The following is a 22365-nucleotide window of genomic DNA, read 5'->3' as shown; positions in this document are numbered from 1 at the left end:
AAGGTGAAAAATCGTTACGTCAGATCACGATTGCCGGTCGTAAACTTTACGTTGTACCTGAATTGATCGATTCGCCAGCCGGCTTCTTTTTGAGTCAGGTGAAGGTCATACGTCCCGACAAATTCCCGCGTGGGGCCGTTTACTGCCGATTTCTTGTAGTGCGTGGCCGTAGCGTAGGCAAAAACCGTTGCGCTTTTTCCCTGAATGTCAACCAGATAATTGCCCGCCAGGTGATTGACGGAATCGATGCCAGCAAAACCGGCTTTCCACATCTCGCAGATGGCTGTTGCGGTCATGTCCATTTTCGCCCCGCCCAGCGAAGACATATCAAACAAGACGGTTTCGGTAAACACCTCATTCTGAAGTTTGTCCCAGGCCTGGGAGTCGGTATACACAAATAACTTGTTGATTACTTCAACAAGTAAATCGCGGGTTGAAAAAGTTTCCATCGGTAGTGCGACATAATTGGTTCGTCCCGGATTCGGCCCATCCGTCTCCGCCAATTTAACCCGCCGGAAGAGCGAACAGTTTATCCTTTTCAGCTTAATTTTTGTCGGGCTACTTCCCCACTTTGTCGACCGGTCTAAACCGCAACGCACTCCAGGTGTTGTCGATGGCAATGGCGGTGACGGTCGTGATGCCAAATTCTTCGCCGGTTACCCGAAGGGTGTCCCGGTTGATGTCGGTTTTGATCTTTGAGGTGCCTTTCGGATAGGCAAACCACAAAACACTGTCGGATTCAATCGCATCCAAACCGGTTTTAAGGAAATCGAGGTACTCCGTGTTGTTCGTGACGAAAACCAGTGTGTTGGTGCTTTTGGCGGTTTTGTCAAAGCTGGTTTTAAAACCGAGCTGTTCAAACGCGGCCTTTAGGGCTGGCGGTGCATTCAGAACAACGCCGGTGCCCTTAAACTTGAATTTTTTGATGAGATCCTGCATGAGCTGTGTTTGCAAAGTAGAAGGTCACGATGATTGACTGGTTTTTCTAAAATTTGCCGGTGATGCGCCTACTGTCTTGCCAAACAGCCGGATAAAGTATTTGTAATCTTCATACCCCAGTTGAAAAGCAATTTCCTTCACGCTTTTACCGGTGTAAAATAAGAGTCGCTGGGCTTCCCGAAAAATTTCGTGCTGGATAAAATACGTAGCGGGGAATCCGGTTACGGATTTGACCGTATCGTTCAGATAACTAACGGTTATATTCATTTTTGAAGCGTAATCGGCCGGTTTTTTGAGCTGCAGAAAATGGTCCTTCACCAACTGGCTAAACGTTTTCGCAATCTCAACCCGACGTAACGAATAGGCCTGAATGCGTTCATCTTCCTGCGATTGATAAAGCGTTACGGTTTTGTAAAAAAAGGCATTGATCAACGTATGGATGAGCTGAGACTGAAATTGCGTCGGTTTTTTCTCCTCAACGGCTGCGTAAATCAATTGAAAAAGGGTGGTAAACCACTCTTTTTCGGAAAAATCTAAAGACAGTAAGGCGGCTTTTGCGAAGGATTGTTCAATCACCAGACGGGCATTCTGGTCGATAAACCGGGCATCGAAAGCGAGTCCCCACCCCGTCACCTTGTTGGCATAACCGAGCTGATGAACTTGTCCGGGGCAGGATACCAGGAGAGACGAAGGCGGAATTTCCAAATTCTGGAAATCAATCGTAAAATTCAGGTGCCCGGTTTCGATAAAAAAGCAGCAGTAATGGTCGTGGCGGTGTGGGAACGCAATTTCTGCCGATCGGTAGTCCAGCAGGGCAGGATCTGATAGTGAGAAAATTCCTACGCCGTACCTGCTTTCCTCCAATTGCAGGAGCTGGATCGTTTCTTTCGCCATTCTCTATTTTTATTATGACCAAAATCCGTACGAATAGATTTTTGCCTGCACGTCTGGTATCGCTTTCAATTTTCTCCGCAGGCTGGTCACCATTGGTATATTTCCCGCAATATAAATAGAAGTGTAATTCCTTAACTCTTTTGATCGATACCATTGCTCCAGCGCATCAAGGCTAACGCCATGCGGTTTTGGGATGAAGTCAAATTCGGGATTATTTTCTGTGAGTGGTGGCGGTATCTGGTACTGATCCTGCAAAAAAACCGCGACATCCATCGGGTAGGTTCGCCGGTCGGTTAATTGCTTCAAGGCTAAAAAATGCCCCAGAGCACTGCCGTCTCCCAGACACAACAGTTTGCCTTCCTGAGCGGGCAATTGGGCCGCGTGGGCCGCGCCAAACAGGATTTCGTCACCCGGTTTCAGTTGCTGAATCCATCGACTGCCGGCTCCCTGATGCCCGGCTTCGATGTACATCGTACACACTTTTTTGTCGGCATTCCACAAGGCCGGGGTATAATCCCGGAATTCAAGCTCACCGACCTTGCATTTCAACCGTTTGATGGTATTCCATTTTTCCAGCGGAATCGTGGGAACATGCACATCGACTTCGTACAGCGTGGCCGGCTGCCAGGCACGAACGGCCAGCACGCGTGACGGCGTTAGCATCTTTTCGAATAAACCCGCTACTGCTTTTTTCAGGATATTTGCCATTTGATTCGATTTCTTTTGGCAAAGGTATCGAAGCGGCAGAGGGCATTTGTCCTATAAATGGCGGGAATAGGTGGACAAATGGCTGGTGTTTTCTGCGGTCGATGTCCTGACCGACCCATGTGCAGGTTTAAAAAGTGGCCGGCGAAGACGCCGGCCAGAAGAGGATATTACGAATTAATAAACGCTAATAAATCGGCATTGATGGTGGCCGCTTCGGTCGTCGGCATGCCGTGCGGAAAACCGGGGTAGGAGATCAGCTTTCCATTCTTCAGTAATTTGACGGACCGGGCACCCGTTAGAGCAAAGGGAACGATCTGGTCATCTTCGCCGTGCAACACCAGCACCGGCAAATCGACACTTTTCAGGTCTTCGGTAAAATCGGTTTCCGAGAACGCCTTGATGCAATCACAATGCGCTTTGATGGAACCCATCATACCCTGCCGCCACCAGTTGTCCCGAATTCCCTGCGAAACCTTGGCGCCTTCCCGGTTGTAGCCATAAAAAGGAATCGTAAAATCCTGAAAGTATTGGGGTCGCTGGGTGGCCGTTCCGACCCGGATTTCATCGAATACCGACAGCGGAATACCGTCCGGATTCGTTTCGGATTGCACCATAACGGGCGCAACGGCACTGATCAATACCGCCTTTGCAACGCGGCCCTGCCCGTATTTCGCCACATACCGAATCACTTCACCGCCACCGGTCGAGTGACCGATGTGGATCGCATCTTTCAAGTCCAGAAACTCCGTCAGCTCCGCTACATCGGCTGCGTAGGTTTCCATGTCGTGTCCGATGTCGGTGTGCGACGATCGGCCGTGTCCCCGGCGATCGTGGGCAATGACCCGAAAACCCTGATTCAGAAAAAAGATCATCTGGCCATCCCAGTCATCGCCCGACAACGGCCAGCCGTGATGGAATACAATTGGTTGACCGGTGCCCCAGTCTTTGTAATAAATTTCGGTTCCGTCCTTTAGGGTGATCGTCGCCATTTTCTTACGTTTTGGTTAGTGTTGAATAAAGTTTCAGACAAGATACTTTTTCTGATGGTTTTTGCTGCCATAAAATCACTCTTTCTTATCAACACACAGCCGGAATGAGGGTGTCGGACGCGCCTGATACGCCGGAAAAGCATCTTTTCAAGAATGAATAGTCTGAAAGCTGGTGGCAGTTCCTGCTGAATTTTTGCCCGATGACCCTCCTCCCACGGTTTATGGATGAGTCTGAACCTTTCCTCGGCAAACCAAGGCCATCTGCAAACTATTTGGTTAAAAAAAGTACAGTTTACTTATCTTTTAGTCGCTTATAGATTACTTTTGGACAAGTATACTAAACTTTCTAAAGCCATGAATAGACTCGTTAAATACCTTGGCCTTTTGTTGATAGGAATCGGAATTATAACCGATCTGGTTGATCAGTCGGCGGGTTCCGAGATACCGCTGCTCGTTGGGTTGTTTATTTTGTTTATTAGCAGAGAGAAAAGAGAAGATGAACGGGCCATTCTCTTAAAATCTTCTTCAACTTCCATTGCGCTGATTATTGGCTATGGTTTCAAGTTGATCAGTTCGAATTTCTACGCGCATCAGCTGATTTCGTTTCAACTGACCGATATCAACTACTTTCTCATTCTCGTTTTTGCCCTGGCGCTCAGTATCTATTATTTACGATTGTACCTTTCCTGGAAATAACCGGTTGGAAATGAAAAATGCTTTAAAAGTAGAACGGGCAAAGCAGAATATTACGCAGGCAGAACTAGCCGATAAAGTAAGCGTTTCCAGACAAACGATCAATTCCATTGAAATTGGAAAGTTCGTCCCTTCCACTACCCTTGCTTTGAAACTCGCTTCCGTATTCAACACGACCGTTGAGGCTATTTTTATTCTGGAGGAAACAGATTGGACCTAGGGCTTTCCTCATTTTCTATCCTTAAAACTTGACCCCAAAAGGCAGTCCGGGCTCAAACAGGAAATACGTGGGCCATTTGCGTTGCAGCCTTTTTATACGTTCTGAAGATCGCCAGGTACATAATCGCTTTCTTTTCTTCGTCCAACAGCGGCATATACGTTGAAATGAAATCAAAAAGGTCGTTTTCCATAATCCGGTGGCGGGTTTCTTTTTCTGAGTCGGTGAAGAGCAGAATCCGGTCTAGTGATGGCGGTATTTTACCTCAATACTCGGATTCAGGCGGAGCAGGTCATGGATAAAACCCTGCTTGTCTTTGGGCGACAGGATAACGCTGTCATACCGATTATAAACGATTTCGAGTCGGTCTAACGACGTGGCCGGTGAGCTTAATGGGCTCCGGGTTTCCCGGATCTGGCGAATGGAACCAATGGCGATGGTGGACTGGTATAAAAAACCGGATTTTACTTCCAGCTTCCCGTCCTGGATGGTATACGAAGTGGTCAGAAACAGATGAACGATAAATGCAACCACGGCCAGCATTATGAAGATGCCGGGCCAGAGCCGGTTGAGAAGCATCAGGGTACTGACCGAGCCAAGAACCAACGCAAGTGGGATAACCAGCTCAAGCCCTATTTTGGATGGATAAATTTTTGTCATTACGTCATTTTGCTCTTTTTGGCCAGCGGGTTAAAGTCCAGACAAAGCTGGAGCCAGCGGTCCAGTTCTTTCGGGCTTTTGAAGCCGTTTTCCGTTACATAGACATAACCCTTCATGGATTTTCCCGAAAAGTCCATCGGAAGGCAGTCGTTTTGTTCGAGGGCGGTTTCGTACACATCCAGGCCGACGCGGCAGAGGAGCAGGTCTTCGTCGCGTTTCTGGTCGAAATGCGTGGCACAAAACATCTTCTCGTCTACCAGGAAGCACAAGCCGCTGAACATTTTTTTTTCGGTGAAATTAACCCCTTTGTCGACTAAGGTCTGGCGGATTCGGTGAGCGGTTTCTTCGGTATAGGCCATGATCAGATTCGTTTTTTTGGATAGATTCGCGGAGATACCCTTGCTTATGGCAGAACCGCATCACCTGTGTGCTGCTTGATTTCCAGCTACTTCCGTTGGTGTTTTACCAAATTGTTTTTTAACGACAAACGAAAAGTGCGACCAATCTTCAAACCCTACTTCCAGGTAAACATGGCCCGGTTTGATGTGCTGGTTCGCGAGTTGAAAGTGAGCTTCATCCAGCTGCTTCTTTTTGAGCCGGGTGGCTGGCGTGGTGCCGAATAGTTTCTGAAAATCCCGTTTGAAAGACGATAAACTTCGGCCCGTAAGATACGCAAAACGGTCCAGACTGATGTTGAAGCGGAAATTACGGTTCATGAATTCTTCCAGATTCAATTTTTGGGCGTGTTGAAGTTAAAAAAACGCCGGCAAGCTGCGGCTTGGCTTTCAATAAAATCAGCAGCAGTTCTTCCCTTTTTAAGTCAGCAAACGTTTCTTCGTCTGTAAATCTCCGGTGTAACAGGGTTCCAGCGAATGCACAAAGCTCTGTATGAATTTAGTCTCTTCTACGAACAAAAACGAGTTATCGTTGGAAAAAACCGGTACATCGACCGGATGACGCTCCTGAAATTTTTTCAGAAAGGGCTCGTCCAGTATAATGATTATCTTTTCAAAGAGGTCGTTTTCCTTATACTTCGTATACCGGACCAAATGATTTTTCCGGGCGATGCAGAAATCGCCCGGATTCATCGTATACGTATTTCGCCCGTCAAATGCCTTGATTGATCCTTTCAATAAATACAGAAAAAAATGATCTGATATGAATTGCTCAGGGGATATTTCAGGGCCTAAATGGCAGGATTGTAGGTTGTTAACTTTCAATTTTATAGCCTAAAAATATTAATTCTTTTGCAAGCTATCAGCACTTGCCAATAAGGCCGCTTCTTTGCTGCGCGGGTGCCAGCCCAATACGGTTCTGGCTTTTTGGTTGGCGATTTGGATGTAAAATTCTGCGGGCGTCGGTTGCATGTCGGCGATGTGTTCAGCCCATTGAGGCCGCTCTTTTTTAAATAGTTCGGCTACATCATAAAAGCTCATGACGCCATCGGAAGCCGCAATAAACCGCTCTCCGCCGGCGTCAGGATGCGTCATGGCCGTGATGTGTATAGCGGCCACATCCCGCACATCGACAACGCCCATGGTAAAATCCGGACTTTCCCGGATGGTGCCATTCAGGATTCCGGAAACCGCCATATCCAGCGAGGCCGAGGTGATTCCACCCAAAACCGGCCCGAAAATTCCGACCGGATTGATCACCGTCAGTTCCATATCACCGCCTTCGGTTCTGATATACTCCCAGGCCGCTTTTTCGGCCACGGTTTTCGACTTGATATACGGCGGAATCGGTGCGGTGGCATCCGTCCAGTCTTCTTCGGTAAAAATACGGTTTTTTCGATTGGCACTGTAGCCAACAGCCGCAAACGAAGAGGTCAGGACAACCCGTTTTACGCCCGCTTTTCTGGCGGCTTTCAGCACCCGCAGAGCACCATCGCGGGCCGGAATAAGAAGGTCATTTTCTTCTTTGGGATCCTGGGCCGGAAACGGTGACGCGACGTGCAGCACAAAGTCCGCACCCGCCACGGCCTCATTCCAGCCGGTGTCGCTGGTTAAATCGGCCTCAAAAAAAGCCAGTGCGCTAAAATCATCGATTCCGGCTTCTTTCAAAGCGGTGATCAGACTGTCTTTTTTCGACAGGGAGCGAAGCGTGGTATTTACTGTATACCCTTTTTGTAAAAGCTGTAGAATGGTATGGATACCCACAAATCCGGTGCCTCCGGTTACTACTACCGTTTGGTTAATCATTTTATTTTTGTCTTTGATGAAAAGCACAAAATTCCTGATTAAAGCAGTAGGCGACTTTGTTGTGACGTCCAATTTTGTTTTGTTGTGAAGGTCAACCGCCGGAGCGAAAAAAAAGGATTGCCTTGTCGTGGCAATCCTTTTTTCGTTGACAGCCGATGGCCGTCGGTGTAGTGGCACCACGCGGGCGCTGCGGCCTTTTAGCGCAGGTTTTCCGCTTTCGAAATCTATTCCTCATAATGCGTACTTCCCAGATACCCGGCGGCATCGGAGTAGGTGGCGTTGGCATCGGTTACGACCTCCTGTGGGTTGTTGATGCTGGTGCAGAATTCGTTGTGGCCATTTTTTTCAACCGGGTCTTTCGTTGCCGCTCTATTTTAGCGGCAACGATGGGTTGAACATTTTCAGAAACTAAACAGCTTTGTAGCCAACCGTACAAGTGGTTCGTTGCTTTTTGCTTCGGGTTGTGGTCAGGTTTTCAGCCTTACAGCGTGTAACCAATTTCCCAGATGTGCCCAAATGGGTCTTTCAGTTTCCCTATTCTCCAGTCGGTTTCGGTAGTCATGGGGCAAATTTCTGTCGCACCCAGCGTTAGGGCTTTCTCAAATAGTTCGTCAGCCTGTTTCGTCTGGAAAATCATTCTAACCGGGCTATTTGAACGTTGGTCGGGGCTTACATTGCCAAATTCTGGTTCTTCGTCGCCTACCCAAAATTCGGCACCCCCAATGGTTATTTTGGAAGTCAATTTGGCATCAGGCCGATCAAACCTTTCTGTCTCGACGGCTCCCCAAGCCGATACATAAAAGTCAACCGCGTTTTTTCCATTGTTGACCGTCAGGAAAGGCGTTACCGTGGCGATCCTGTTTTTCGTCATAATTGGCTCATTTATAAGTTAGTGTTAGCTTTTTAATGAACATCCGGTTTAGCTGGTGCGGATTGCGGTCGAACCACGCGCCCGGTTGTCACGGATGTTCTCTTCCGAACGGTTTGCACTCAGGTTGATGGTAGGACTCTAGCGCGGTGGTTGAAAAACATAAGCCCGGAAGCGAAAGTAATCATTAAAACCGGTTGGCCGAAACCGTTCAGCACCGGAAATTGGGAGGCCACCCGTGGAGACTTCGGGAAGGCCGTAGAGCCTGGCAATTGCCAGGCTCTACGGCCTTTTTTTAGTTGACAAAAGACTTAATATACGCTAAATCGGTTGTCCAGGTCAGGTTTTTATACCGTTCGTTAGCCAGTTGATGGTGTTGCGTCGAAAACATGGAGTACATGTATTGGCTTTGCTGCCATTTGGCATACAACTCATTTTCACCAGCCGGATGGTCGGCTCGTTGCTTTTTGATGTATTGAGCAAAGTCTTCGAGGCTGCCCAGTTGGTGGATTCTGAATTCCTGACCGGTTGCTTCTTTCACATCAGCCCATAAGTCATTGGGGCTGACCTGGAAACTGGCAATCTGTAAATCACGGGGTGCGGTATCTTCCAGAGCCACTTCGGCCGTAAAGGCAGCGGTATCATCCATGGTGGTGAAGTCCAGCTTCCAGTCTGCTTTGTCGCCCCAGTATCCAATGCTCTTGTCTTTTAGGTTTAAAACCGGCGTGTTGTATTTTAGAATGTCCGCAAAAGCACCATTGAAAACAGACGACGCCCGGATGGAAGTGCTGTCCAGGTAGGCTTTAAATTCTCTCCGTAAATCAAAATTGCGGTTTTCGCCCGGCACCAGATCATTGTAATCCGTGCAAAAGTCGGACGGGATAAATCGTGGAACACCGGCTTGCAGGGCACCATCCAGAATTCGCTTTTGTGTAGCCACGATTACATCGCCCAAACCCGCGAGCGCGGAAACCACGCAATGCATACCGGCGCAGGCCTTCGCAATTTCGTCGATGCTGTTTAAATCAACCTCCATAACCTTGACGCCCATTTTTGTCAGGTTTTCGATCTTTTCGGGATCGGTCGAGGCCCGGACGAGGGCACTTACATCGGCCCCTCTTTTTATCAGTTCCCGGCAGATTTTTCTTCCTAAATTCCCGGTGGCACCGGCTACTAAAATTGCTTTTTTCATGTCTTGATTTTTTATGAATGTTCTCTTGTTTAGGCTTCTAGAAAGCTGAAAACCGCGTCAAGCACCTGTTCCGGCTTCTCTTCAAACAGGTAATGCCCGCTCTCCGGAATCCCTATTACGGTTATGTCGGTTGCGACATACGGCAACCCCATTTTCATGTACTGGTAGCTAATGTAACTCCCAATTCCCAATACCGGCATGGCCAGGGGCTGATAGGTTTTTGCATGCTCAATATCCTGCGTAAAGGTTTGATACCAGGCATTAGACGCCCGGATGCTATCGGCTTCGTTGTAAGCAGACGCATACACGTCTCGTTCAAACGAAGTCATATTACGATCATCGATCATCACGTAGTGAAAAAGCCAATCCAGCAGGTACTGAAACCGCCCTTCCAGGAGCTTTTCCGGTAGTCCTTTTACCTGATTAAAGCCCATCCACCAGGCATACGGCATCGTGGCATCCATTTTCTCCGTAAACGTGCCGGCGGCTGGCATCAATGGCATTTGCAGCATACCTTCGCTGGGGTGCGAACCATCCAGAACCAGGAGCTTTTCGGTAAATTCGGGAAAATTAAAAGCAAAACTCATGGCCACCATGCCGCCAATGTCGTGGCCCATGAGGTGAACTTTCGTTAATCCGAGATGCCGTACCAGCCCCAGAATATCCGTTGCCATTGTTTTCTTGTCGTAGCCCGAAGCGGGTTTTTCCGAACTACCCATGCCCCTGATGTCAACAATAATCACCCGGTATAGCCGGGCAAGCTGCGTTGCCACCGGATGATACGAATACCAGGTTTGGGGCCAGCCGGGCAAGCAGATCAGCGGCATCCCGCTACCGCCCTCGACGTAATGCAGCCGTACTCCGTTGACGGTTGCATACTGATTGGAAAAGCCCGGAAAGTCTTTTATTAATTCATCATCCGAATAGGGATTCTGAGACACCGGTGTATTGTCTTTCGTTTGAGTCATTGCTTTATTTTTAGCGACTCAAAGGTAGGTGGCTGGTGAAGAGCAAAAACTACCAAGTGGTAGATAATGAAATTTACCGGATGTTTTTCCGGATCCGGCTTAAGGCATTGGGGGTAATGCCCAGAACCGCAGCCAGCTGCTTGATGGGGACTTTTTGTAAAAATTCGGGGTTAGTCATAATTTCCAGATACCGTTCTTCGGCCGACAGCGTCTGAAAATTCAGGATCTGATCGATCATTCGCACCGACATGGCTTCCCAGATTTTCCGGCCGAATTCTTCCCAAACGGGAACGTGGCCGTATAAAAAATCCATGTCCTTTTTGTCGATCACCACCAGTTTTGTGTCTTCAATGGCCTCAATCGTAAACCGGGACGGCTTTTGGGGATGGAGACTTGAAATCTCGGTAAAAAACTCATTTTTAAACGTTACCCACGTTGTATTTTCCTGGTCATTCCGGTCGTAAAAAAACCGGACGCCACCCGACACAATGAAAAAATACTGCCTGGCGATTTGCCCTTTCTTCAGGATCGTTTTCCCTTTGGCAATTTGACTTTCGGTGCACCGGGAAAGAACCAGTTGCAGATCAAAATCATCGATCCAGATAATGGTTTTTATAAAGGTTATAAATTCTTCCATTGTTCGGGTTACGGGTCACTTCATAAACGTCAACTGGCTTATTTACAGGGCCATTTGAGTTAATTCATTTTCAAGTCGGTCAAAGTTTTCTTCGTTTTTGTCAACCGCAAATGGTCTTACTTTCCGGCATTCGTCGGCGGTATTGAAGAGCATCTTAAAAACAAGTTTTGTCTGATCGTCTGATACGTCTTCAAAGGTGGCAACGACCTGGAACAGCGGTTTGGAAAAGCGTTTCCAGGCGATAAGCGACGGTTCGTCGATCGTGGTAAACTCACATTCATTCGCATAGTTTCCTTTATCGGGTCCGTGCATGGTAAAACGCCATTTTCCGCCAACCCGAAAGTCAAACTCATGGAACGTGTTGGTAAAACCGGCTGGTCCCCACCACTTTTTCAGGTGATTGGGGTCAGACCAGGCCCGGAAAAGAAGTTCTCTTTTTACAGGGAAGATTCTTGAACTGACAATCTCGCAGTCGGGGGGCGTTGTCCTGATTTCGGGTGTCATAGGAAGTGCTTTTTTGTTGGAAGTAGCGCTGCCGTTCGTTTTACACAACCCGCAAAATTTTCTCCATCTTACGGCCTTGTGCCAATTCGTCCACCAGCTTGTCTAAATACCGGACTTGTTGCGTTAACGGATTCTCGATTTCTTCCACCCGGTAGCCACAGATGGCGCCCGTAATACGGTGAGCAGCCGGGTTTAGCCTGGCATTTTGAAAGAAGGCTTCAAAAGTCACCTTTTCGGCAATGAGTTCTTGCAGTTTATCTTCGTCAAATCCTGTCAGCCAGGTAATTACGTGGTGCAATTCTTCTTTTGTCCGGCCTTTACGTTCGACTTTGGTGACATAATGCGGATACACCGAAGCGAAAGTTAGTTTTGCGATTCGCTCATCGTGTTCGGGCGTTGCTTTCATACCGTCTGGTTTCGTGTAAACGCAGTTTTTATTTTTCTTAAACGCCAACAGTACCGGTCTTAACGTCCCCGGCTCGCTTGTAATTGGCAATAAATACGCCACTTGACGTAACAACACTCTCTGTTAAGGTAAACGCTGCCGGAATCGGGCCGTTATCGAACAATTTTTTTCCTTCACCAAGCGTCAGGGGGTGAATCTGGAGCCAGAGTTCGTCCACCAAATCATGCTTCAGTAACAACTGAATAAGTTTACTGCTGCCCCAAACTTTCAGGTCAGAACCTTCTGAATTTTTGAGCTTTTCGATGTCGGCCAAACTTTCGAGGAATACCGAGTTTTGCCAATCGGAGGCTGTCAGGGTCGTGGACAGGACGTATTTTGTAACCTCGTTAATTCCGGGCCAAAAGTCGGCGTGCTTTGGCCAGTAGTCGGCCCAGATCTCGAAGGTTTTTCGCCCCAACAGCAGATCGGCCGGTTTCATCAGTTTTTCCATGACCTGACCAAGCACTTCGTCACCATAAGGGGCCGTCCAGCCGCCATAGTTGAAACCGCCGGATGGATCTTCCTCGGGGCTACCCGGTGCCTGCATGACACCATCTAAGGTAATCATGGATAAAACAATTATTTTTCTCATCGTAGGGCTGTTTTAATACGATACAAATTTCGCTAAAATGCACCGTGTTAATGCAGTGTGAATGCGACAAGCTTAGTGGCTGAATACGACAAGTAGAGATCGTGCTGCGAGACGGGGGCCGTTGTCGCTATCGCCTGATTTTTTCATCGGACGGTGTCCGCACCGACCGCAAATTATGGTTCCTGCTCAAGCCCATCGCGTATGGCCGCTTCCAGTATACCGATGTTTATATCGTTTAGCGTTTTGAACTTAATGCAATACCCGCTCACACTCGCCTTGCCGAGTTGTTTTCCATAGGTCTGGGCTAAGTAGTTCTTATCCTTGATACCAAGAATATAGACCGAGATTCCGGTGGTGTTTGCACTCATACCAATTTGATAAAACGCCCGGGTTGTTCCATCGGCATAGGTGATGGTGCGAAACCCATAGCCGACGTTGGGGTTAGAAACCGTTTTGTTTTCACTGTTTTTACCATCCAGAAACCACAACTGACAGGCTGGCATGAGTTGCAGCATGATGCGGTGCAACGCCCGCATGTCGCTGCGTTTGGGTTCAGGCTGGCTACTGATATAGTTTTCGATTTGCTGTTCCATGTTCGTATCAAATGACAAGGTCCTTACTTGGCGTTTTCTACTCTCTTTGGCTCCGGTTCTCCGTTGTCGCTCGCGTGCCGCGAGTAAGGAATAGAGAAATGGCTTCCAGCCCGAAGCGGGCTTATGGCGCACAGTTTACATCAGGGCGAGACGGGCCGGAGGCCCTTTGGATAGGAGTCACTCGCGGCACGCGAGCGACAACGGGGTGCTAATAAAGGACTAAGACAGGCCGTAAGCCAAAAATGCGTGGATAGAGGTGAGTAAATCGAGCCTGAAAAGCGCTTCGTTATTACCTAAACCCTTCTTCTATCGAAAGCCTGCCATGAGAACGCCAGGGATCCTCTTTCTCCTCTGGATTGGAATCTGCCAACTGTCCGCGTATGCACAACCGGATTCCATCCGGCCCGCGGTGATCCTTTCGGAACACCCCAGAATCTTGCTGCGGCAACGTGAGCTACCCGCCCTGCGGATGGCTGTTCAATCCGATTCCAGCCTACGGCTTGTTCATCAACATCTTTTAACCCAGTGTGATAGCCTGCTCCTGACGAAGCGGACCGCCGTGAGTTCCGTGCGGGTGGGGCGGGTACAATACAGCGACGTCCGGGAAGCGCTACGGCGACTTTTTGCCCTGGCCTATGGCTGGCGTTTGACCGGCCGGCAAGCCTATTTTGACCGGGCAAAACATGAATTCTGGATGGCGCTCATTCTATTTAGCTGGCATCGGGAACAGGTAGAACACCTGGCCGAACTTACCACGGCAGCCTCCCTCGCTTACGATTGGCTGTATGTTAATTTAACGCCCCGGGAACGGGAATTTGCCCAGAAAACCATTCTCAAAAAGGGTCTTGAAGCGGCTTTAGCTCCTCGTGACAGCAGCTGGAGTGTTCCCACCGATTATCAAAGACAAGTCATTAACACGGGCTTGGTTTTCGGGGCGTTGGCCATCTACGAGTCTCAACCCGAACTGGCTCGTTCGATCTTAAACCGTTCGATTCGCTCCACCCGGCAATTGGTAGCCCTCTACGAGCCGGACGGCGCTTATCCCTATAGCTATTCGGCCTGGAGCTACGCTACAAGCTTCACAGCGTTATTGATCAGTGCGTTACAAACCGAGTTTAAGACCGACTTTGGCTTGCTGGATCAGCCGGGCTTTTTAAAAACGGCTAACTATGGCCTGCATATGCGGACGCCTTCGGGCAACTGTTTCAATTACGGGGAAACGGCGCTGGAAGCTCCCCTCCAACCCGTCCAATTTTGGCTGGCTCCCCGGGCAGATAATCCGTGGGCCTTGTGGAAGGAGCACAACGAGTTAGTAAGCAAAGGGGCCACTACCTGGCAGAAGGAAGCGCTTCTTCCCGCCCTGGTGATTTGGAGCAGCCAACACCAAAGCAGGCCTGTTCCCAGTCCAACCCCAAGCTCCGTGTGGGTGGGTCGGGGTCAAACACCCCTGGCGCTGCTCCGGAGCTCCTGGAACGATTCAACCGCCCTGTTTATGGGCCTAAAAGCGGGAACTCCCGCCCTGGCCGGGGCTCATATGGATATCGGTTCGTTTGTGGCCGAGGCCCAGGGGGTCCGGTGGGCGATCGATTTAGGACCCCAAAATTCGGATTCCTTACAGCTCGCGGGCGTAGCTGTACAGGAAACAAACCAGAATTCTCCTCGCTGGCTGGTTTATCGAAACTCAACGATGGGGCATAACACCCTGGTGGTGAATTATGGCGCTCAAATGGTGACTGGATTTGCCCCCATCGTGAGTTATTCCAGTCAACCGGCCTTTCGGAACGCCATTACCGATTTGACGTCGTTGTATGCGGGCGATCTGATCCGTGCCTGGCGGGGCGTTGCCCTTGTTGATGGGCGGTCCATGCTCGTGCAGGATGAAGTGGAAACCGGTGCGAAGGAAACGGTGGTCCGGTGGGCTTTTGTAACGGGCGCGCAGGTTGAGCTGATCGATTCGCATCGCGCTATCCTTCACCAATCGGGCCGGAAGCTCCTGGTCGCCCTGGAACCCAGTTCGGGGTTGACGCTGCGCACCTGGTCAACCGGCCCCCGGTATGAGCACGATTCGGCGAATCCGGGCACGATGCAAGTAGGTTTCGAAACCACCATTCCTCCCCAAACGAAACGGTCCTGGAAGGTGGACTTGATTCCGGGAAACGTTCCCCCTGAAACCGTCTCACCAATGATGCCACTGGCTCAATGGCCCCATGAATGATTGTATAAAGCAGTAAGTTATTCATCACCCGGCCCGTACCCTATGACAACAAGCTGGCAGATCGGGAGCTGACCACCTATCCCAAAAGCTTTGGGCATGGAACGGTATCACTTTACGTTCGGGAGAAACACGGATTACCTCTTGAAAAGTCCAGGGTTTAGCGTATCCATACTGGGCGGCACTGCAAATAGCAAGCGTACTTCATGGAACATCGCGGACGAATGGTGGTCACCCCCTGAGTAGAACGATTCAGGAGTTTTGAGTTTTGACCGCAATCTACCAGTAGGAACGCTCCTGAAACGCTTTTTAAAACAAACCACCGCTTTCACGCGGCTAAGCCCAGCCAAAACGAGAAAAGTTGCTCGTTTCTAACAGTGTAAAAAATGAACAGAAGAACCTTTGTCGCCCTTGGCGCAACGACGCTTGGTATTTTTCCCATCCTAAGCTCCACTGGATTTCCCAACCTGGCTCCCACCAAACCCGAGTGGCTGCTTGAGTGGATCAAAATCAACGACCAGCAACTGGCGACCATTTATAAACCCATCAAGATAACGGATCCCGCCAACAGGTTTGTGGGCGGCTACATGAACGATATGGACATGCCAAATCCACAGTCGACGGCCGGGTTTATCATTCGAGCCTGCACCCTCATTGGCTGTCCGGAATCCACTCACTATCAATCGAAAGCGTTACTAAACGAAGTGGAAGCTGCGGCTCGGGCTTTGCTGAAGATGCAGCACGACGATGGCACGATTGATCTTCTGGAAACCAATTTCCATTCAACGCCCGACACGGCTTTCGTGTTAGAAAATATTATTCCGGCCTATACTTTCCTGAAGCAAGCTTCGATGAACGGTTCGGAAACAACGCTCACTTTACTAAAGACGTTTTTGCAAAAGGCGGGCGACGCCTTGAGCGTAGGTGGAATTCATACCCCTAATCACCGGTGGGTCGTATCGGCGGCCCTGACCAGATTAAATGACGTGTTTCCCGACCCCCGCTATACCAACCGCATCGATCAATGGCTCGCCGAACATATTGATTTGGATCCCGACGGGCAATTCAATGAAAAGAGTACCAACACCTATTCGCCCATTGTCAACCGGTCGTTGATCATCCTCGCCCGGGGTCTGAAAAAACCTGAACTGTTTGAGCCAGTTCGCAAAAACCTGATGATGACGCTGTACTACGTTCACCCGAATGGCGAGATCGTGACGGAAGCATCGAACCGGCAGGACAAGGGCACTATTGGCAACATGGCCAGATACTATTACTGCTATCGCTACATGGCCCTGCTCGACAAAAACGGTGAAATGGCGGCTCTCTGTCGGTTAATCGAGAAGACGTGTCCCAAAGAGCAACTGGCGGGCTACCTCAATTATTTTCTGGAAGACCCTACGCTCTGGCGCGAACTCCCCGCCAGCAAACCGCTACCGACCAATTACGCCAAAGCCTTTCCCTTCTCCGGTGTCGTTCGAATCCGGCGCGGAAATTGGGATAGCACCCTCCTGTCGAATAATGCCAGTTGGCTCACCTTTCATAAAGGAAATGCGGTTTTGCAGGGTATGCGGATGGCCACTACGTTCTTCGGAAAAGGGCAGTTTGATTCAACGAAGATCGAACAACAGGGCGACAGCTGGGTTCTGCAAAAATCCCTCGATGGCCCGTATTATCAGCCGTTTTCCCGCGACCAGATTGACCCGAGCGGTGATTGGGACAAAATGCCAAGAGCCAATCGCCGGCAGAGCGAAATCCAAAAACTTGACACGACGGTGAAAATAAAGGAAACCGCGAATGGGTTGCAAATAGCGATCGACATCGTGGGTACAGCCGGGGTTCCGGTAGCGCTTGAACTCATTTTTCGGGCGGGCGGCACGCTGGCTGGGGTAACAAAACACCCCAAGAAAGACAATGCCTACCTGCTGTCGGGCGAATCGGGCTCGTATACGGTTGGTTCCGATGTGATCAAATTCGGGCCGGGGACCGTCGAACACAAAGGGGTTCAGCTACGGGGTGCCCTTCCGGCGATGGATACGCCAACGGTTTATCTAACGGGGTTTACGCCGTTTCACCATACCTTTTTCCTTTCGTGATCGTAAACTCAGCCTGCCTAAATTATCAAAATTTTTCCTGGGGTGTTTAGGGGCTAACTTTTATTACCAACATTGGGTGGAAGCGCACTTGATGGACTACTTCCCCAAGCTCATCAGGTACGCCCGCTTTGTGGCTCGAATGCCGCGACTGGTTCCAGGGTTGTTTGTGTTACTCAAATGGCTGTGTGGTCAAAGCCAGCGTACCGGTTTTTGCATCATCGACAGCAAACCCCTGGCGGCAAAGAGGTCGCCAGTGAAACCGCGCGGTATATGCAGTATGACTATTGGCAGTAAAAGAGAAAAATCAGGTCGCTTTCCGTGCGTAAAACAGAACATCACTATGTCGCTTAGTACCGGGTCAGCACCCACAAGCAGGGACAATCCGGTTTGGGACTCGATGCCCAGAAAACTGGTATTCATGCGTATTGCAGTGAACGGCTGATTGGGGATTTCGTCGAAGTCGAATCCGGTGGCAAGACCAGCCGCAGGGAACTGGCCAACAAACAGGCTACGGAACTGATCCGGCTGTACCAGTTTCAGAAACTGAATCTGAGTGCCATTGCCCGGCAACTCAACGAGAACGGTTTTCGGACCCGGAAAGGGGCCTTCTTCAAGGCGGAGACGGTGAAGCGGTTGGTGGTTCAACAAAAGAACGGTGGAGAAAAAAAGGATAGAAATCGTAGGGTCGCTGATGGCCCGATGGCTTGCCCTTTCCGTTCATTCGCCGACTCGTCCACACTGGATTGTACTGGTATTCAAACAGAGCCGGGCTTCGTTGGGTTATACACTTAACGAGTTAATCCCTGCCCATCATGCATCCAATTCTTGTATCAATCTTTTCCCTTTTTTGGGTAGCCTTGTCTTTGGCCCTTTCACCGGTTCACCAGAAAAATACCCAAACAGCCACCCCGCCAAAATCCGTTCACGTTGGCCAGGGGGAAGTTGCCCGCTGGGCAGGGAATTGCAAGCGCTGTAGTTTTGAGAAACGGGCCTGGCCTGCCGTCAATGGTACCTGTTATTATCCGATTGATATGGAGATGAAGCCCGGCGACTACACCATATCACGCCGGACCACCGGAGGAAAGTTGGAGACCGCCCGCTTGCTGGTGACCGAAAAGCCTTGCCGCCAGGAAGACATTACCAATTTTCCCAAGCAGGAATACATTACCGTTTCCCCGCAGAATCTGGCGCGGGCGGCTCGTGAAGCTGCCGTGCTCCGGCCCCTGATCGCCTACCAGTCGACGGTGCGTCCGGCCGTTTTCGACCTGCCGGTGGGAAAGCCCGCCAGTCCCCTACCCCGGGGTGAAGGAAACTTTGGCGCTTGCCGCACGATCAATGGTCAGGCACGGGACCGGCACACCGGCCAGGATTATCCCATTGCAGCGGGCAAACCCGTCCAAAGTGTGGGCAATGGCCGGGTGTTGCTGGCCACTGATGGGTTTTACAGCGGCAACGCGGTTTATATTGATCATGGGAACGGGTTAATTTCAGAGTATTTTCACCTGAAGAGTTTCACGGTAAAGGCGAACCAGACGGTTCAGAAAGGGCAAAAAATAGGAATAGTTGGGGAAACCGGTCGGGTTACGGGTCCCCACTTGCATTTTGGCGTTCGCTGGTACGGAGCGTGTATCAACCCCGGCTTTTTACTGATCGATCCCGCCGAACTACCGGAAGTGAAATAAAGAAAGCCAGACGACGTTTGACGTTGCCTGGCTCTTGGTACCACTTAATGGGTGGTTATTTTTTCAATCAGGTGCTTTTGACAGTATCCCCACACATCAGCGATTGACACGTGCATAACCAGCCTGAAGCGGGCGTTCCGTTATCGCTCGCGTGTCGCGAGTGATTCCTATCCAAAGGGTTTCCAGCCCGAAGCCGGTTTTTGGCGTAAAGTTTACACCAGGGCGAGGACGGGCCGGAGGCCCTTTGAATAGGAGTCACTCGCGGCACGCGAGCGACAACGGGACAATTGAATAGCAATAGATTAAGTAAGTATTTCATAAGCTCATCCCCCAAAGAAAACACAACCCTCCCATAACCTTCCCGTAACACTGAGGTAATATAGCCGCTCTACCTTTGGGTCGTCAAAAAACGACACCAAACCATGAAATTTCTACTAACCGCAATTGCTCTATTAGTACTCCATTTAGCCGCCCTCGCCCAGAGCGGCTCCCTCAAAGGGACGATTAAGGACGCCAAAAACAACGAAGCCATCATCGGCGCCACCATTCAGATCGTCGGGGCCAACCCGGTTATCGGCTCGGTCACCGACGTGGAAGGGAATTTCGAAATTGCCAAAGTGCCCGCGGGCGTTCACCAACTGCAAATCAGCTCCATTTCCTACGCCACCAAAACCATCGACAACGTGCGGGTGGAAGCCGGGAAAATGACGCTCATCAACTCGGCCCTCGCCGAAGATAACAAAACCCTCGCCGAAGTGATCGTGAAGGGCCAGCGCGGCACCAACACGGAAGTCGCCGTGATCACCGAAATCAAGCAGATCGAGCAGGTGGCCGTCGGGATTTCGGCGCAGCAGATTTCCCGCAGCCAGGACCGCGACGCGTCGCAGGTCATCCGCCGGGTGCCGGGCGTTTCTATCCAGGACGACCGCTTCATCATTGTTCGCGGACTCAACGAACGCTACAATACCGTCATGCTCAACGACGTCATCACACCCTCGACGGAGGTGGATATCAAGGCGTTCTCGTTCGACCTCATTCCGAGTTCGGCCATCGACCGGATGCTGATCTTCAAATCGGGAGCCGCCGAACTGCCGGGCGATTTCGGGGGCGGGATCATCAAAATCTACACCAAAACCATCCCCGACGCCAACAGTTTCTACGCCGGTTTTTCCACGTCCTACCGCGCCAATACCACCTTCCAGAACCACAGTTCGTATGAAGGCGGCAAAACCGACTGGCTTGGTTTCGACGACGGAACGCGCCGGTTGCCGTCCAATTTCCCGTCGCAACGCCGGATCAACGCCTTTGGGGCGTCGTCGGAACCGGTCATCAACAAGTTCAAATCACTGTCGCCGTATTTTGCGCTGAACAACAAGATGGTTTCGCCGGATTTGCGGGCGCAACTGGGCTTCAGCCGCCGGTTTTACATCGGCAGCAAGGAACTGACCAATTTTACGAACATCAACTACACCAACGCCCACACGTTTTCGAACGTGGAGCAATACCGGTATTTTGCCGCCGACCCGACCACCGGCAAAAGCGCCATTCAATATGCCTACAATGATCAGTTGCTGACGGAAAACACGCGGCTGGGCGTGCTGTCCAACTGGGCGCTGATTCTGAATCCGCGAACGAAAATCGAATTCCGGAACCTGTTCAATCAGTTGGGAACGAAAGAAACGACGCTGCGGACGGGTTACAACGATAACAACCTGGAACTGAACAACTATGCCTTCCGCTACGAACAGAAAAGCATTTACACCGGCCAGTTGAACGGTACGCACGAACTGAGCAGCCAGAGCCGGTTGCGCTGGACGGGCGGGTTTGGCTACACCAACCGCCAGGAGCCGGACTACCGCCGGTTTACGTCGAGCCGTCCGCAGGGCAGTGACCAGCCGTTCCGCATCGACGTTCCGCAACAACCCAGCCCGACGTTCCAGAATGCCGCCCGGTTTTATTCGAACCTGAACGAATACGTGACCACGGGCCGCGTCGATTACGAATACAAGAAAGCCGCACCGGCTGATACCGACGACAAACAGATTCTGAAATTACGCGCCGGGGCTTACGCCGAATACAAAGACCGGACGTTTAAAGCCCGGTATTTTGGGATCGTGAATCCGAATAACGTCAGCGCCGAGGTTCTGTCGCAGTCGCCATCGCAGTTTTTCCGGGGCAGCAATCTGTCGTCGACCGGTTTGTATTACAACGAAGGCACGAACACGCAGGATCATTACGACGCCCAGAATATGATGATGTCGGGCTACGTGGGAGCCTACCTTCCGCTGTCGGCCCGGTTTAACGCCACGATCGGTTTCCGGGGCGAATACAACCGCCAGCAATTGCAAAGCGTCGTGAACGGCGTGCAGCCGATCAAGGTCGACAACCCGATTTTTAGCCCGCTGCCGTCGCTCAATGCGTCGTATAACCTGTCGGACAAATCCCTGTTCCGGCTGGCGTATAGCATGTCCGTCAACCGGCCGGAGTTCCGCGAACTGGCGCAGTTTGCCTATTATGACTTCAACTACGACGTGTCGCGCGTCGGAAATCCGAATCTGAAAATTGCCAAAATTCACAACGCCGATGTGCGCTACGAATTTTATCCGGGCGAAGGCGAACTGATTTCGGTGGCCGGTTTCTACAAATACTTTATCAACCCGATCGAAGCCAAAATCAACTACTCGGGCAGCGGGGTTTCCTACACCGTCGACAACGCCAACAACGCCTACAGCATGGGCGTCGAACTGGAAGCGCGCAAATCGCTGCGGGGTGTGAGCGGGTCCGGTTTTCTGGACAACATGACGGTTTTGCTGAATGCGGCTCTGATCAAAAGTTCGGTCATCAACTCGTTTGTCGGACAGGAAAACAACCGGTCGTTGCAGGGGCAGTCGCCGTATCTGGTCAACGCCGGGGTGTATTACACGGACCCGAAACAGGGCTGGCAGGTCAATTTGCTCTACAACGTCATCGGCCGCCGGATTTTTGCGGTGGGTGACCGATCAGTACAACCGACGATTTACGAAATGCCGCGCAACGTGATCGATCTGACGGTCACCAAGAAAATCGGCGATCACATCGAGGTTCGCGCCGGTATTCAGGATTTGCTGAACCAGCCGTTCCGCCTGATTCAGGACTCCAATCTGGACAAGAAAATTACGGCCAGCGATGATGTCTACCAACGTTTCCGACGCGGCTCGTATTCGACGGTGGGAATAACCTACAAATTCTAAGTTTTCAAGCCAATTACCGAGAATACACAACTAATAACTAACCAA

The 22365-nt window shown here is 50.5% G+C and carries 26 protein-coding genes and 2 pseudogenes; 9 read left to right on the top strand and 19 right to left on the bottom strand.

Going from position 1 to position 22365, the window contains the following annotated elements:
- Window positions 1–14: 14 nt before the first annotated feature.
- From EHT87_RS28025 to EHT87_RS28005, 5 genes are all read right to left on the bottom strand, one after another.
- Window positions 15–449 (bottom strand): nuclear transport factor 2 family protein, encoded by a 435-nt coding sequence (locus EHT87_RS28025; RefSeq protein ID WP_124910085.1) that lies wholly within the window; start codon window positions 447–449, stop codon window positions 15–17.
- 109 nt (window positions 450–558) lie between these two features.
- On the bottom strand, window positions 559–939 hold the full coding sequence (locus EHT87_RS28020; RefSeq protein WP_221622084.1) for a hypothetical protein: 381 nt from the start codon (window positions 937–939) through the stop codon (window positions 559–561).
- A 24-nt stretch (window positions 940–963) separates the two neighbouring features.
- Window positions 964–1833, bottom strand: a complete 870-nt coding sequence (locus EHT87_RS28015; RefSeq protein ID WP_124910083.1) for an AraC family transcriptional regulator — start codon at window positions 1831–1833, stop codon at window positions 964–966.
- 12 nt (window positions 1834–1845) lie between these two features.
- On the bottom strand, window positions 1846–2541 hold the full coding sequence (locus EHT87_RS28010) for an SIP domain-containing protein (RefSeq protein ID WP_124910082.1): 696 nt from the start codon (window positions 2539–2541) through the stop codon (window positions 1846–1848).
- A gap of 167 nt (window positions 2542–2708) precedes the next feature.
- Complete coding sequence (locus EHT87_RS28005; protein ID WP_124910081.1) at window positions 2709–3530, bottom strand: alpha/beta fold hydrolase; 822 nt, start codon at window positions 3528–3530, stop codon at window positions 2709–2711.
- 354 nt (window positions 3531–3884) lie between these two features.
- Between EHT87_RS28005 and EHT87_RS28000 the strand changes: the two genes are divergently transcribed.
- Window positions 3885–4226, top strand: coding sequence for a hypothetical protein (locus EHT87_RS28000; RefSeq protein WP_124910080.1), 342 nt, complete (start codon window positions 3885–3887; stop codon window positions 4224–4226).
- A 10-nt stretch (window positions 4227–4236) separates the two neighbouring features.
- Window positions 4237–4443, top strand: a complete 207-nt coding sequence (locus tag EHT87_RS27995; RefSeq protein ID WP_124910079.1) for a helix-turn-helix transcriptional regulator — start codon at window positions 4237–4239, stop codon at window positions 4441–4443.
- 52 nt (window positions 4444–4495) lie between these two features.
- Here EHT87_RS27995 and EHT87_RS31460 read toward each other — a convergent pair whose 3' ends face one another.
- The 14 genes from EHT87_RS31460 to EHT87_RS27935 form a co-directional block, all read right to left on the bottom strand.
- On the bottom strand, window positions 4496–4633 hold the full coding sequence (locus tag EHT87_RS31460) for a hypothetical protein (RefSeq protein WP_185716367.1): 138 nt from the start codon (window positions 4631–4633) through the stop codon (window positions 4496–4498).
- A 50-nt stretch (window positions 4634–4683) separates the two neighbouring features.
- Window positions 4684–5100 carry a PH domain-containing protein gene (locus EHT87_RS27990; protein ID WP_124910078.1) on the bottom strand — a complete coding sequence of 139 codons (417 nt, stop codon included), beginning with the start codon at window positions 5098–5100 and terminating at the stop codon, window positions 4684–4686.
- Window positions 5100–5459 carry a TfoX/Sxy family protein gene (locus tag EHT87_RS27985; RefSeq protein ID WP_124910077.1) on the bottom strand — a complete coding sequence of 120 codons (360 nt, stop codon included), beginning with the start codon at window positions 5457–5459 and terminating at the stop codon, window positions 5100–5102. The genes EHT87_RS27990 and EHT87_RS27985 overlap by 1 nt, the downstream gene beginning before the upstream one ends.
- Before the next feature lie 60 nt (window positions 5460–5519).
- A complete protein-coding gene (locus tag EHT87_RS31680; protein WP_229321413.1) occupies window positions 5520–5816 on the bottom strand; it encodes a helix-turn-helix domain-containing protein in 297 nt (98 codons plus the stop codon).
- Between the two features lie 99 nt (window positions 5817–5915).
- Window positions 5916–6320 carry a hypothetical protein gene (locus EHT87_RS31675; protein ID WP_374756045.1) on the bottom strand — a complete coding sequence of 135 codons (405 nt, stop codon included), beginning with the start codon at window positions 6318–6320 and terminating at the stop codon, window positions 5916–5918.
- Window positions 6321–6338: 18 nt separating this feature from the next.
- Window positions 6339–7301, bottom strand: a complete 963-nt coding sequence (locus tag EHT87_RS27975; RefSeq protein ID WP_124910076.1) for an SDR family oxidoreductase — start codon at window positions 7299–7301, stop codon at window positions 6339–6341.
- Window positions 7302–7782: 481 nt separating this feature from the next.
- Window positions 7783–8172, bottom strand: a complete 390-nt coding sequence (locus EHT87_RS27970; protein ID WP_124910075.1) for a VOC family protein — start codon at window positions 8170–8172, stop codon at window positions 7783–7785.
- Between the two features lie 292 nt (window positions 8173–8464).
- Window positions 8465–9361, bottom strand: a complete 897-nt coding sequence (locus EHT87_RS27965; RefSeq protein ID WP_124910074.1) for an NmrA family NAD(P)-binding protein — start codon at window positions 9359–9361, stop codon at window positions 8465–8467.
- 29 nt (window positions 9362–9390) lie between these two features.
- Window positions 9391–10329: an alpha/beta fold hydrolase gene (locus EHT87_RS27960; protein ID WP_124910073.1), complete on the bottom strand. Its 939-nt coding sequence runs from the start codon at window positions 10327–10329 to the stop codon at window positions 9391–9393.
- A gap of 73 nt (window positions 10330–10402) precedes the next feature.
- Window positions 10403–10966, bottom strand: coding sequence for a Crp/Fnr family transcriptional regulator (locus EHT87_RS27955; RefSeq protein WP_124910072.1), 564 nt, complete (start codon window positions 10964–10966; stop codon window positions 10403–10405).
- Between the two features lie 42 nt (window positions 10967–11008).
- On the bottom strand, window positions 11009–11470 hold the full coding sequence (locus EHT87_RS27950; RefSeq protein ID WP_124910071.1) for an SRPBCC family protein: 462 nt from the start codon (window positions 11468–11470) through the stop codon (window positions 11009–11011).
- Between the two features lie 40 nt (window positions 11471–11510).
- Window positions 11511–11876 (bottom strand): DUF2200 domain-containing protein, encoded by a 366-nt coding sequence (locus EHT87_RS27945; RefSeq protein ID WP_124910070.1) that lies wholly within the window; start codon window positions 11874–11876, stop codon window positions 11511–11513.
- Between the two features lie 37 nt (window positions 11877–11913).
- The gene (locus EHT87_RS27940) at window positions 11914–12507 is read right to left on the bottom strand and encodes a dihydrofolate reductase family protein (RefSeq protein WP_124910069.1); all 594 of its coding nucleotides are present in this window, start codon (window positions 12505–12507) and stop codon (window positions 11914–11916) included.
- Between the two features lie 173 nt (window positions 12508–12680).
- Window positions 12681–13100 (bottom strand): DUF1801 domain-containing protein, encoded by a 420-nt coding sequence (locus tag EHT87_RS27935; RefSeq protein WP_124910068.1) that lies wholly within the window; start codon window positions 13098–13100, stop codon window positions 12681–12683.
- A gap of 322 nt (window positions 13101–13422) precedes the next feature.
- Here EHT87_RS27935 and EHT87_RS27930 point away from each other — a divergent pair, with 322 nt between their 5' ends.
- The 7 genes and pseudogenes from EHT87_RS27930 (at window position 13423) to EHT87_RS27910 (ending at window position 22320) form a co-directional block, all read left to right on the top strand.
- A complete protein-coding gene (locus tag EHT87_RS27930; protein ID WP_124910067.1) occupies window positions 13423–15315 on the top strand; it encodes a heparinase II/III domain-containing protein in 1893 nt (630 codons plus the stop codon).
- Between the two features lie 383 nt (window positions 15316–15698).
- Window positions 15699–17408, top strand: a complete 1710-nt coding sequence (locus tag EHT87_RS27925; protein ID WP_124910066.1) for a hypothetical protein — start codon at window positions 15699–15701, stop codon at window positions 17406–17408.
- Between the two features lie 58 nt (window positions 17409–17466).
- Window positions 17467–17646, top strand: a pseudogene (locus EHT87_RS31940) (IS982 family transposase); the annotation flags it as partial.
- Between the two features lie 125 nt (window positions 17647–17771).
- A pseudogene (locus EHT87_RS31825) lies at window positions 17772–17894 on the top strand (recombinase family protein); the annotation flags it as partial.
- 6 nt (window positions 17895–17900) lie between these two features.
- The gene (locus EHT87_RS27920) at window positions 17901–18200 is read left to right on the top strand and encodes a recombinase family protein (protein WP_310587583.1); all 300 of its coding nucleotides are present in this window, start codon (window positions 17901–17903) and stop codon (window positions 18198–18200) included.
- Window positions 18201–18220: 20 nt separating this feature from the next.
- Window positions 18221–19090 (top strand): M23 family metallopeptidase, encoded by an 870-nt coding sequence (locus tag EHT87_RS27915; protein ID WP_124910065.1) that lies wholly within the window; start codon window positions 18221–18223, stop codon window positions 19088–19090.
- Between the two features lie 422 nt (window positions 19091–19512).
- Window positions 19513–22320, top strand: coding sequence for a TonB-dependent receptor (locus EHT87_RS27910; protein ID WP_124910064.1), 2808 nt, complete (start codon window positions 19513–19515; stop codon window positions 22318–22320).
- Window positions 22321–22365 lie beyond the last annotated feature (45 nt).

Origin of the sequence: Larkinella knui, assembly GCF_003858645.1 — a bacterium.
Lineage (GTDB): Bacteria > Bacteroidota > Bacteroidia > Cytophagales > Spirosomataceae > Larkinella > Larkinella knui.
The sequence above is the reverse complement of the archived record's forward strand: the minus strand, read 5'-3'. Positions and strand labels throughout refer to the sequence as shown.

What these genes read in the sequence shown, in the direction of transcription:
- EHT87_RS28025 (WP_124910085.1), bottom strand. Translation starts at nt 449, where the DNA reads ATGGAAACTTTTTCAACCCGCGATTTACTTGTTGAAGTAATCAACAAG.
- EHT87_RS28020 (WP_221622084.1), bottom strand. Translation starts at nt 939, where the DNA reads ATGCAGGATCTCATCAAAAAATTCAAGTTTAAGGGCACCGGCGTTGTT.
- EHT87_RS28015 (WP_124910083.1), bottom strand. Translation starts at nt 1,833, where the DNA reads ATGGCGAAAGAAACGATCCAGCTCCTGCAATTGGAGGAAAGCAGGTAC.
- EHT87_RS28010 (WP_124910082.1), bottom strand. Translation starts at nt 2,541, where the DNA reads ATGGCAAATATCCTGAAAAAAGCAGTAGCGGGTTTATTCGAAAAGATG.
- EHT87_RS28005 (WP_124910081.1), bottom strand. Translation starts at nt 3,530, where the DNA reads ATGGCGACGATCACCCTAAAGGACGGAACCGAAATTTATTACAAAGAC.
- EHT87_RS28000 (WP_124910080.1), top strand. Translation starts at nt 3,885, where the DNA reads ATGAATAGACTCGTTAAATACCTTGGCCTTTTGTTGATAGGAATCGGA.
- EHT87_RS27995 (WP_124910079.1), top strand. Translation starts at nt 4,237, where the DNA reads ATGAAAAATGCTTTAAAAGTAGAACGGGCAAAGCAGAATATTACGCAG.
- EHT87_RS31460 (WP_185716367.1), bottom strand. Translation starts at nt 4,633, where the DNA reads ATGGAAAACGACCTTTTTGATTTCATTTCAACGTATATGCCGCTGTTG.
- EHT87_RS27990 (WP_124910078.1), bottom strand. Translation starts at nt 5,100, where the DNA reads ATGACAAAAATTTATCCATCCAAAATAGGGCTTGAGCTGGTTATCCCA.
- EHT87_RS27985 (WP_124910077.1), bottom strand. Translation starts at nt 5,459, where the DNA reads ATGGCCTATACCGAAGAAACCGCTCACCGAATCCGCCAGACCTTAGTC.
- EHT87_RS31680 (WP_229321413.1), bottom strand. Translation starts at nt 5,816, where the DNA reads ATGAACCGTAATTTCCGCTTCAACATCAGTCTGGACCGTTTTGCGTAT.
- EHT87_RS27975 (WP_124910076.1), bottom strand. Translation starts at nt 7,301, where the DNA reads ATGATTAACCAAACGGTAGTAGTAACCGGAGGCACCGGATTTGTGGGT.
- EHT87_RS27970 (WP_124910075.1), bottom strand. Translation starts at nt 8,172, where the DNA reads ATGACGAAAAACAGGATCGCCACGGTAACGCCTTTCCTGACGGTCAAC.
- EHT87_RS27965 (WP_124910074.1), bottom strand. Translation starts at nt 9,361, where the DNA reads ATGAAAAAAGCAATTTTAGTAGCCGGTGCCACCGGGAATTTAGGAAGA.
- EHT87_RS27960 (WP_124910073.1), bottom strand. Translation starts at nt 10,329, where the DNA reads ATGACTCAAACGAAAGACAATACACCGGTGTCTCAGAATCCCTATTCG.
- EHT87_RS27955 (WP_124910072.1), bottom strand. Translation starts at nt 10,966, where the DNA reads ATGGAAGAATTTATAACCTTTATAAAAACCATTATCTGGATCGATGAT.
- EHT87_RS27950 (WP_124910071.1), bottom strand. Translation starts at nt 11,470, where the DNA reads ATGACACCCGAAATCAGGACAACGCCCCCCGACTGCGAGATTGTCAGT.
- EHT87_RS27945 (WP_124910070.1), bottom strand. Translation starts at nt 11,876, where the DNA reads ATGAAAGCAACGCCCGAACACGATGAGCGAATCGCAAAACTAACTTTC.
- EHT87_RS27940 (WP_124910069.1), bottom strand. Translation starts at nt 12,507, where the DNA reads ATGAGAAAAATAATTGTTTTATCCATGATTACCTTAGATGGTGTCATG.
- EHT87_RS27935 (WP_124910068.1), bottom strand. Translation starts at nt 13,100, where the DNA reads ATGGAACAGCAAATCGAAAACTATATCAGTAGCCAGCCTGAACCCAAA.
- EHT87_RS27930 (WP_124910067.1), top strand. Translation starts at nt 13,423, where the DNA reads ATGAGAACGCCAGGGATCCTCTTTCTCCTCTGGATTGGAATCTGCCAA.
- EHT87_RS27925 (WP_124910066.1), top strand. Translation starts at nt 15,699, where the DNA reads ATGAACAGAAGAACCTTTGTCGCCCTTGGCGCAACGACGCTTGGTATT.
- EHT87_RS27915 (WP_124910065.1), top strand. Translation starts at nt 18,221, where the DNA reads ATGCATCCAATTCTTGTATCAATCTTTTCCCTTTTTTGGGTAGCCTTG.
- EHT87_RS27910 (WP_124910064.1), top strand. Translation starts at nt 19,513, where the DNA reads ATGAAATTTCTACTAACCGCAATTGCTCTATTAGTACTCCATTTAGCC.